This is a genomic window from Streptomyces sp. UNOC14_S4 (assembly GCF_020740835.1).
In the GTDB taxonomy this organism is placed as follows: domain Bacteria; phylum Actinomycetota; class Actinomycetes; order Streptomycetales; family Streptomycetaceae; genus Streptomyces.
The window spans coordinates 1-8,848 of sequence record NZ_JAINFC010000321.1 but is presented as its reverse complement, the minus strand read 5'-3'; the positions used below and the strand labels follow the sequence as shown (position 1 = coordinate 8,848).

Here is an 8,848-nt window from a genome sequence, read left to right as displayed (position 1 = left end):
GTATGGGGGGGTGCGGCACCGGAGCGCCGCACCCCTGTCGTCCGGGTGGGGCCGGGTCAGCTCGCGGGCTGCACGACGATCGCGTCGTGGGCCGTGGCGAAGGCCGGTTCGCCCAGCTGGATGCCGACCTGGACCGTGCCGTGGGCCGTGTCCTCGACGACCAGGGCCGGGTAGAGCGAGACCCACGCGTCCGTGCCCGGGCCGCTCGGCTCGATGTTCAGCGGGACCGCGGGGCAGGTGAGGGTGCGCCGGTCGGCCGACAGCACGCCCTGGGCGACGATCTCCCGGCTCTCGTCCGTCCAGTGCGTGAACGCGACGTGGTCCTCGGTGAAGTGCGTGCCCTCGGGGGCGGTGAAGACCACCTTGACCGTACCGATGACGCGCTGGCCGGTGTTGCGGACGACGAACGGCGGGTAGACCCACCGGTCCTGCCCGGCGGTCGCCGTCAGCTGCTCCGTCTTGACCGTGGCGCGCAGCCCGGGGGCGACGGCGCGGGGCGCCCGGTAGCGGTAGTAGACGCTGCCGAGCTGGAAGGCGTCCTCGGGCTTGGCCGGGTCCCAGCCGAGCGCGCTGACGGAGCCGTCGGGGTCGGCGGCCTGGGGCCAGACGAGGAAGCGGTAGTACCCCGGCTTGTCGCCCAGCTGCCGCAGGTCGATCGCGGGCAGGGTCACCTTGCGGCCCGTACCGGAGTCCCTGTGGCCCTCCGCCTTCTGCACCTGCGGAGTGGGCGTGTAGTGGGACGGTGTGCCGTCCTCGTGCACGAGCTGGTAGTACACGTGGTCGCTGTCGCTGCCTGCCACTCCCGGCTCGCCCTGGCGGAGGTTCACCAGGTCGATGATGAACTTGTCACCCGGGATGCGGCCGTTGTCCGACACGTGGCCGAAGCCGGCCTGGCTGTTGGGCGCGCCGCCCCAGTTGTTGTCGTACGGCAGGCGGACGAACGGCCGTCCCACCAGCTCCGGATCGGAATTCTGCCAGGCCCCGGCGAGCACCTCGATCTCCGGGTTCGCGGTGCGGACGTCCCCGTTGTCGAGGATCACGTCGACGCGAATCCGGTAGCGGCGGCCGTAGGCCGGGCGCGGATCGGCGTCCACATTGAGGTCGCCGCGGAGCGTGAACGTGATGAGGTCGGAATCGTCGAGGAAGACGAGGTCGATCACCTCGAATTCCTGGTCGATGCCGCCACGGCCGCGCTTGACCTCGACGGCGGCGACATCCGGCTGGTCGTTGCCGGTGTAGGAGTACCTGATCTCCTTGATCTTCACACCCATCGGGACGCGAATCCTGCCGTCGTACCGGAACTCGCTGTCCCAGACGGCGAAGCGGTTCGCGTACCCGAGAGTCCGGATACCCGCCCACTCGGGGTCCGGGGTCGCGCTCTCGGGGGATAAAGCGGGTGCCGTCGTCATAGAGATTCCTCTTCTCTTCGCCGGGGATTCGGCTGGGTCGATACTGCTTTCGGTTTTTCTGCCGTCCGGTTGTGCGGCGATTGACCGTGATCTTGGGGGAGGCGATCGGCAAGTCAATACGGCTCCTGCGGGAACGTCAACGACGCGGAAATTACTATCGGCCAGCGAGCGGGGCGTCGATGCTCCGCCCCCCGGACCGCGAGGGTGCGGATCGGAGGCGGGTGCCGCATCTTCAACCACCCCTCCCGTCACGCAGATGCTCACGTTCATCACCGGCATCGAAGTCGGCGCGGAACGTGTGGTGTACAGGAAGACAGCGGGCCACCCAACGCACCCGGTGTGACCGGGCAGAAGGAGTATCGACCAGCCCCGGAGTCCGGCTGATTCTTTTCAGCCGACGGAGCGGAACGAGCCCGACGCGCCCGGTTCACGCCGTTTATCGATCACCGGCCGGAAAGGCGCGCTTGACGCTGTCCGCCGCCGTGATCGGCTCGACAGAACCCCTGGCCACGATGGCGCACCGGACAGCCGGCTCTCGCCGATCACCCAGCGTTCCGCCCACCGGGTTGCCGATAAGCGCGTTCATCCACACGATGCTTCACGGAGTCGCCGTGGCTCGGCGGTCCGGATACCACCGTGAGGGCCACCACACGTCGGGGCCCGTTACGGGCGCTTCGCCCGGTATCCACCGCCCGTCACACAACGCACACGGCGTTCTCGAAGAATGCGGGCCGCGACTCATCCGTCAGGAGGTGGGCCGGAAAATCCGGACCGTCCGCCGCTCACCGCATTCATCAATCAATTGTTTATCCCTGTTCATGGTATGAGCGCGAGACCGGGACGGAACCACTCGCTGCCCGGCTCCCCCGCGCGCCCGCGCGTACTCCGCCTTTCGATACGCGGGCGCCGCCATCGGGACGCCGGGGAGGGGGACCACCGGGTCGTCCGGCAGGCAGAGCAGGTGGGACGGAGCGACGGTGAGCGTGTCCGACGCCCCGTCATGGGCGAGACCGTCGCGGCCGATCCACGGCACGCGGTGCGCCAGGAACCACGGTCCGCTCATGGCCACCGCGGCGTAGAAGGCGTACTGGTGCAGCGCGTCCATGGCCGCCACATCGCGCCGGGGCGTCACGCCGTACGTGTCCACGATCCGCCGCTCGGCCACGTCGACGAGCCGCTCACCGGTGACCCCCTCACCACCCACCCGGGGCACCGCCTCCAGACGCACGAGGGGCCGCAGCGCTTCCGCCAGCCCCGCACAGGTCTCCCGCAGGACATCGGCGCGCTCGCCGCCCCGGGAACGGCGAGCGCGCCGGGTACGGCAACGACAGTCGCTTCGAGGCCTCCGGGCGGCCTCGGGTCCCGGGATCGGCCGCCGTCAGACAGCTCCCTCCGGGCCCCGCGGTCCCCGGACGGTCCCCACTCGGAGGACGGGGCTCAGGACGGGGACGAGGAGCTCGGTGGCGATGTCCGTCAAGGACGGTGGCACGGCACCGGCCTGCAGTGCGGTGACGTAGGCGGCGGCTTGCGCGTGCGTGAGTGTTCCGACGCGCTGCCGCAGCAGGTACATGGCCCTGATACGGCCGTGGGCCGCCGCTTCGTGACGGACCTCGTCGTGCAGGTCGTCCACTGCCGTGCGTACGGGGATCTTCCGGATACGGGTCCGGTAGTCCCCCTCCCACACCCCCTGGAGCCAGGAGACCACGCCGACCGAGTGGAGACTGCCGTCGAGGCGATCCACCAGGTAGGGTCCGGCGCCGCCCAACTGCTCGCGGGGGTCTCGCGTGCGCACGTACTCCACGGATGCGTAATGGACGATCCAGACGAGTTCGTGTTCCTCGACCTCGTCCACCACAAGCCGTCCCGCGTACTTCCGGTCCAGCTCTTCCTGAACCACCCGGATCGCGAACTCACGCTCGATCATGCCCGTCAGCATCCCGCACATGGCCGGACACGGACAACGGACTTTGAGTCGACTGCCCATCAGCAACCCTTTTTCCGAAAAGGAGTTGTGTAAGCACTGGCCGATTCCGCTCCCAAGGTCACCCCTGGCCGGATCTCCCCTGGCGTCGTCTCGGCCGCTTCCCCGAGCTGGGTGGTGACGACGGGGTCCAGCGGCAGATCTCCCTGCTGCCGCCGAGGGGCTACCGGGCCCGGGCGATCTGCCCGTTGACGAAGACCGGAGCCCCCGTTGTCCGGGTCGCTGCTCGGGTTGTCCGGCGCGAGGCGGTCGACGGCGCCCCGCTGGAAGATCAGGCACATGCTCGACCCGCCGAAGCTGAAGCGGCCGAGTTCGTCGCCCTTGGTGACCGTCGAGCCCACTTCCAGCCCGTCCGGGTACCTGGTCGAGGAGATCTCGGTGGTGCCGACCGGCATCACGCACACCAGGCCGACCTTGGGCGCGGTGCTCTCGATGATCGCGATGCCGCGGGTAGGCAGCTGTTGATTCGGTTGTAGGTCATGGTGGGTCATAAAGTCCCCCACATGAGCGAGAAGGCTGATGATTGGGTCTCTGCGGGTAGGGCTGCGAAGCTGATTGGAGTGTCGACTCGGACGCTTCGGCGGTACACCCTCGAAGGCGTTCTGGAGGACCGGCGGTCGCCTGGCGGCCGGCGGATCTTCCGTGTCGGGGATCTGGACGCGGTGGCCCGTCGCCGCGGTGCCCCGAATCTGCCGCCAGCGGGCGGGGTTGTGCTGTACGGGCGTGTCTCCTCGCATCGGCAGCGCTCCGAGGGGGACCTGGACCGGCAGATGGCCAGGCTCCGCCAGGCGGCCGGGGACCGCATCGTGGCCGGCGAGTTCAGCGATGTCGCCTCTGGCCTGTCGGACAAGCGCAAGGGCCTGCGGCGGGCGCTCAGGGCGTGCCAGGCCGAGTCGGTGACGACACTGCTGGTGACGCATGAGGAGCGGCTCGCGAGGTTCGGCACGGCCATGCTCGCCGAAGTCGTCCTTCCCTCCTGGGGATGCCAGCTGGAGATCGCAGGCGGCGATGAGGAGTTGGACGGGACGGAGGACGGCGATCTCGTGCGGGACATGCTCGCCGTGGTGACCTCGTTCTCCGGCAGGCTGTACGGCTCCCGTTCGGCGAAAGCCAGGGCCCTCACCAGGGTGGTCAAGTCCACTGTTGAAGAGGGCAAGTTGTAGGCCACTGCTGGTCGTGTATAGGCTGCGGCTTGCCGGTTGAGGAACCGAGCGGAGAAGGGAGTCATGGTCGTGGCGAGACGCAAGAAGAAGCGTGAACTCCGCGCGATCGCAGCTCCCTTCACCGTTGCCGCCCCGACCGGAGCCCGTATCCGGGACCGGCTGCGCAGCACTGCCGCCGAGGCGGAAGTGCTGCGCCTGGTCGGCGAGCACCTCGGACATCACCAGCGAGCCGACCTCGCTGAGCGCGTGGCGCTCGGCCGGGTGAAGGTCAAGGAGAACCGGCGGGCCGAGCGGAAGAAAAAGCTCACCGCTGTGTCGTCCTCGCGCTGGGCCGGGGCGATGACCAGGGCGAGCGAGGACCAGTACCAGCTTTCCCTGCGCTGCCTGTACGACGAGCGGGCCAGCCTCCGCCGAGCCGTACGGACCATCGCCAGGCGCCTGGCTGTGCCGTGCGGGCAGCGGAAAGGCAAGACCCGCGGTTACCCGGACCAGCGCGAACGCTGGGCCAAGCAGCGCCGCCTCGCGGTGCTCAAGACCCGGCTCGCGGCTGTCGAACAGCGTATCGAGACCGGGCGCCCCGGCATCGTGGTCGGTGGCCGGCGCCTGGCGAAGACCCGACACAACCTCGGCAAGGCCCGGCTCACCGAGGCCGAGTGGCACGCCCGGTGGGAAGCCGCGCGGCTGTTCCTGACCGCTGACGGCGAGTCCGGCGCCCCGCACGGCAACTACACGATCACCGTCGATCCCGCCTCGGGCGAGGTGTCGATCGTGTTGCCCGAGCCGCTGCGGCACCTGGCGAACGCGCCTCGCGGCCGCTACAAGCTCGCCTGTACTGTGGCCTTCTCACACCGCCGGGAGGAATGGCTGGACCGGGTGAGCGCCAACCGGGCGGTGCGGTACGACATCGTGTACGAGCCGGTACGCGACCGCTGGTACATCGACGCCAGCTGGGGCGCCGACACGGCCGTGCTGCCGACACCGCAGGAGATCCAGGCCTTCGGCGAACGCCTCCTCGGCGTCGACCTGAACGCTGACCACCTCGCCGCGTACGTCCTCGACGCGCACGGTAATCCTGTCGGCGAACCGATCACCGTGCCGATCGTCATCGGCGGCCCGGCGAGCCATAGGGACGGATGCCTACGGTCGGCGATCACCGAACTCCTGCGAATCGCTCGCGAGCACCGCTGCGCGGGCATCGTCATCGAGAACCTCGGTTTCGATGACGCCCGCGCCACCGGCCGGGAGACCATGGGCCGCGGCGGACGCGGCAAACGCTTCCGCCGCACTGTCGCCGGCATCCCCACCGCGAAGTTCCGGGAACGCCTGCGCGGCATGGCCTTCCACGCCGGGCTCGCCGTGATCGCCGTAGACCCGGCCTACACGAGCATCTGGGGCGAGCGGTACTGGAAGACGCCGCTCCGGCAACAGGCCAAAACCAGCGTCACCAGGCACCACGGTGCCTCGGTGGCCATCGGACGACGCGGCCTCGGACATGGCGCACGGCGTCGGGCAGGTGTGACCGCCAGCCACCGGAGGATGGCTGCGCGGAGAGCTACCACCCAGACCGTGCACATCCCGAGGCCGCGTGGGGCCGTGAGCCCGATCAGGACCACAGGCACGCCAAACGGAGGCGACAAGACCTGCTGGAGCCGAGCGGACCAACTCACGCTGTTCCCCGACCTCGAAGACCGCTCGCGAGGTCACCGGACCACCTGTCCGGATTCCAGTGATTCGGCCAACACCAGCCAACATCACTAGGAACGGTGTTGACCGAGGCGCCGTAGCACTGCGAGTGCGTACCGGCCGTCGGGTCGTCGCCCATCGACTGGAGCTAGGCGAACATATAGCCGGGCACCATGTCGAGGGCCACCACCTTGCCGTCCACCGGCGCATGCCAGCGGTGGTAGTCGGCGCCCGAGAGGAAGGTCTGGAGAACGTCACCGCCGACGAACTCGTCGGTTTACGGGCTGCCGTTGAGCATGTTCTCCAGGGAGTACGGCTGCCCCTTGAGCCAGAACTGGTCCTGGCGCCTCACAGAAGGAGTTGTAGTACCTCGCGTCGATCGCCGCGGACGTCGTCGTCCGGCTCATAACCGTCCCCTTCCGTCGCTGCCGCTACGGCTCGCCGGGCGACGTTACGCGCCGCCCAGCGGCCCCGCAGGGGCACGATCCGGCCGGGGACACCGATCAGGCCACGCTCCCGCGGGGCCCGCGGCGGATCGCTACCGCCCCTGGTCCGCCAGGGCCAGGGCCTCGGTGCCGGCTGTACAGGACTCGCGCAGCGCGTCCAGCTCCTCCTGCGGCAGTGCGAGGGCGGAGCCACGGCGGCCGTCGCCGTCCAGGAGGGCGCTCGCGGCGTCCAGCCAGTCTGGGCGGGCCTCGACGCCGATGAACTCCGCCAGCCGGGTCAGCTCCTTGCGCGGCTCCTCCAGAAGCCGCTCGTACGACAGCGAGGTGCGGATGTCGGCCGGGAGCTCCTCCAGGTGCTGCAGCCCGTCGACGATCCAACGCGACCACATGCCGCCGAACGTGGCGAGCGGGATGGGGCGGTCCAGGACGAGGGCCGGGTCGTAGCTGTCGGTGAGCAGCGGGGCCAGGTCGGGCGGCAGCTGGGCGGCGTGCTCCGGGGTCAGCTCCAGCGGGGACTCCAGGCCGCAGCGCTGGGCCATCTCCCAGAACATCGGGAGCATGCGGAAGGCGAAGTGGCGGCTCATGGAGAGGGCGCAGTCGGGCCCGTTGCGGTACAGGTGCACGAAGCGCGCCTGCGGGAACAGCGCGCGCAGCTGGGGTACGCGGCCGAGGGAGAGTCCGGAGCGCTCGACGACGGCGCCCTGCTTGCCGAAGCGCGCGGCCAGGGTGGCGAACAGCGCCTGCCAGTGGAGCGCGACGGGGCGCGAGGGCCAGGCGTTGACCTCGGGCTCCAGCTCGTCGAGCAGCCCGTCGGGGTCGTCGGTCAGGTGCGGGAGGACCATCAGGCTGATGGCGGGTATGCCGGTGGTCTCCGCGGAGTAGCGCCACTCGGGGTGGCGGTTGTAGAGGAACTCCGACGGCGGGGTGCCGTTGCGGATCATGCTGTCGCTGATCTGGTTGGGCCGGCTGAGGACGCCCCAGAACTCGGGCCCGGTGAGGGGCTCTTCGGTCAGCGCGGCGGGGTCCGAGATGCTGGCGAACAGCTCGTTGACGCTGAGCACGTCCGGGTGCATGTTCACCACCGAGGACAGCGCCGTCGACCCGCAGCGCCCGGTGCCGACGACAAAGGTCAACCTGTCTGTGTGCACGCTGACTTCCTTCCGTTTCGTATGCGAGAGCAAAGGTCCGCAGCGGCGGTACTGCCGCGGTCCATTCGGCATCGACCCCCACGGTAATAGATGTTGTGAACTCCCGGGCAAGCTTCGACAAAATTCATGTGTGGCGCATCCAATGCCGGGACAGGGTTAGCGTTACCAGAAGAAACCCTTTACCTTCACGAGCGGCACGTAACAGATCTGAAATAACTTGACCCCCTCAAGGAATGCCCTGCTCCCACCCCGGACGGAGGGCCGACGTCCGGAACCGGTGCCGGATTCGGGCACCCCTGCGCGCAGCACGACGGAAACCGTGGCGTTACGTCAAGATCCCGGGACACTGCTACAGTTGCGCCCATCGCCCGGGACAGCAGGCACAACGGAACGGAGCGCCACAGGTCCCAGGGGAGGGAGACACCCTCTGACGCAGGGTGTCCAGACCGTCGCACACAGCTCAAGAACGAGCGGGGCCGCCAAGGCTCCCGCGCTGGGAATTCTGCACACGGGGGAGCACGCTTTCTTCCGCCCCGGTTTCCGCGGACGTATGGATTGTGTAAAGCGTGCGAGGTACTTTCGCCACCCCGGAAAAATCCTGTCGGGGTAAGGAGTTCATACACGTGTTGGTCGAGCGCGACGAGGAGATAGCCGAGCTCACGCAGCTCTTCGCCGGGGAAACCGGCGCGGGCGGCGGGGTCGGTGTCATCACCGGCGCCGTTGCCTCGGGAAAGACCGAGCTGCTCAACAGGGTGTCGGACATTGCTGTCGCGAAGGGCGTTCGGCTGCTGAGCGCCGTGGCCTGCGCCTCGGAGCAGGAGTTCCCCTACGCGGTACTGGAGCAGTTGCTGCTCGGAGTGCCCCCGCGGCTGCTCGGGCCGGAGCTCGCCCCGGGCGCCGGCCCCGGAGCGCCGGAGCAGGTACCGCCCGACATGCTCCAGGGCTTCCACCGCGCCCTCGCCGAACTGGCCGCCGACGGCCCCCTGCTCATCGCCGTCGACGACGCGCAGTACGCCGA

At 69.2% G+C, this 8,848-nt stretch carries 8 protein-coding genes and 1 pseudogene; 3 read left to right on the top strand and 6 right to left on the bottom strand.

Annotation, left to right across the window (positions count from 1 at the left end):
* Nucleotides 1–56: 56 nt before the first annotated feature.
* The 4 genes from K6I34_RS24865 to K6I34_RS24850 form a co-directional block, all read right to left on the bottom strand.
* The gene (locus tag K6I34_RS24865) at nt 57–1,271 is read right to left on the bottom strand and encodes a hypothetical protein (protein WP_229328592.1); all 1,215 of its coding nucleotides are present in this window, start codon (nt 1,269–1,271) and stop codon (nt 57–59) included.
* Between the two features lie 883 nt (nt 1,272–2,154).
* Entirely contained in the window at nt 2,155–2,613 is a 459-nt protein-coding gene (locus K6I34_RS24860; protein WP_229328591.1) for a hypothetical protein, read from the bottom strand.
* Nucleotides 2,614–2,787: 174 nt separating this feature from the next.
* Nucleotides 2,788–3,333, bottom strand: a complete 546-nt coding sequence (locus K6I34_RS24855; protein WP_229328589.1) for a YrhB domain-containing protein — start codon at nt 3,331–3,333, stop codon at nt 2,788–2,790.
* Nucleotides 3,334–3,392: 59 nt separating this feature from the next.
* The gene (locus K6I34_RS24850; RefSeq protein WP_229328587.1) at nt 3,393–3,881 is read right to left on the bottom strand and encodes a phosphatidylserine decarboxylase; all 489 of its coding nucleotides are present in this window, start codon (nt 3,879–3,881) and stop codon (nt 3,393–3,395) included.
* Between the two features lie 12 nt (nt 3,882–3,893).
* Here K6I34_RS24850 and K6I34_RS24845 point away from each other — a divergent pair, with 12 nt between their 5' ends.
* Both K6I34_RS24845 and K6I34_RS24840 read left to right on the top strand, forming a co-directional pair.
* Entirely contained in the window at nt 3,894–4,553 is a 660-nt protein-coding gene (locus K6I34_RS24845) for an IS607 family transposase (RefSeq protein WP_229328585.1), read from the top strand.
* Nucleotides 4,554–4,622: 69 nt separating this feature from the next.
* Entirely contained in the window at nt 4,623–6,311 is a 1,689-nt protein-coding gene (locus K6I34_RS24840; protein ID WP_229328583.1) for a hypothetical protein, read from the top strand.
* Nucleotides 6,312–6,384: 73 nt separating this feature from the next.
* Here the strand turns inward: K6I34_RS24840 and K6I34_RS38975 are convergent.
* Both K6I34_RS38975 and K6I34_RS24835 read right to left on the bottom strand, forming a co-directional pair.
* Nucleotides 6,385–6,498, bottom strand: a pseudogene (locus K6I34_RS38975) (phosphatidylserine decarboxylase); the annotation flags it as partial.
* A 276-nt stretch (nt 6,499–6,774) separates the two neighbouring features.
* Nucleotides 6,775–7,830, bottom strand: a complete 1,056-nt coding sequence (locus tag K6I34_RS24835; RefSeq protein WP_229328581.1) for a sulfotransferase — start codon at nt 7,828–7,830, stop codon at nt 6,775–6,777.
* 623 nt (nt 7,831–8,453) lie between these two features.
* Between K6I34_RS24835 and K6I34_RS24830 the strand changes: the two genes are divergently transcribed.
* Nucleotides 8,454–8,848: AAA family ATPase (locus tag K6I34_RS24830; RefSeq protein ID WP_229328579.1), on the top strand; the 395-nt coding region annotated here is incomplete at its 3' end.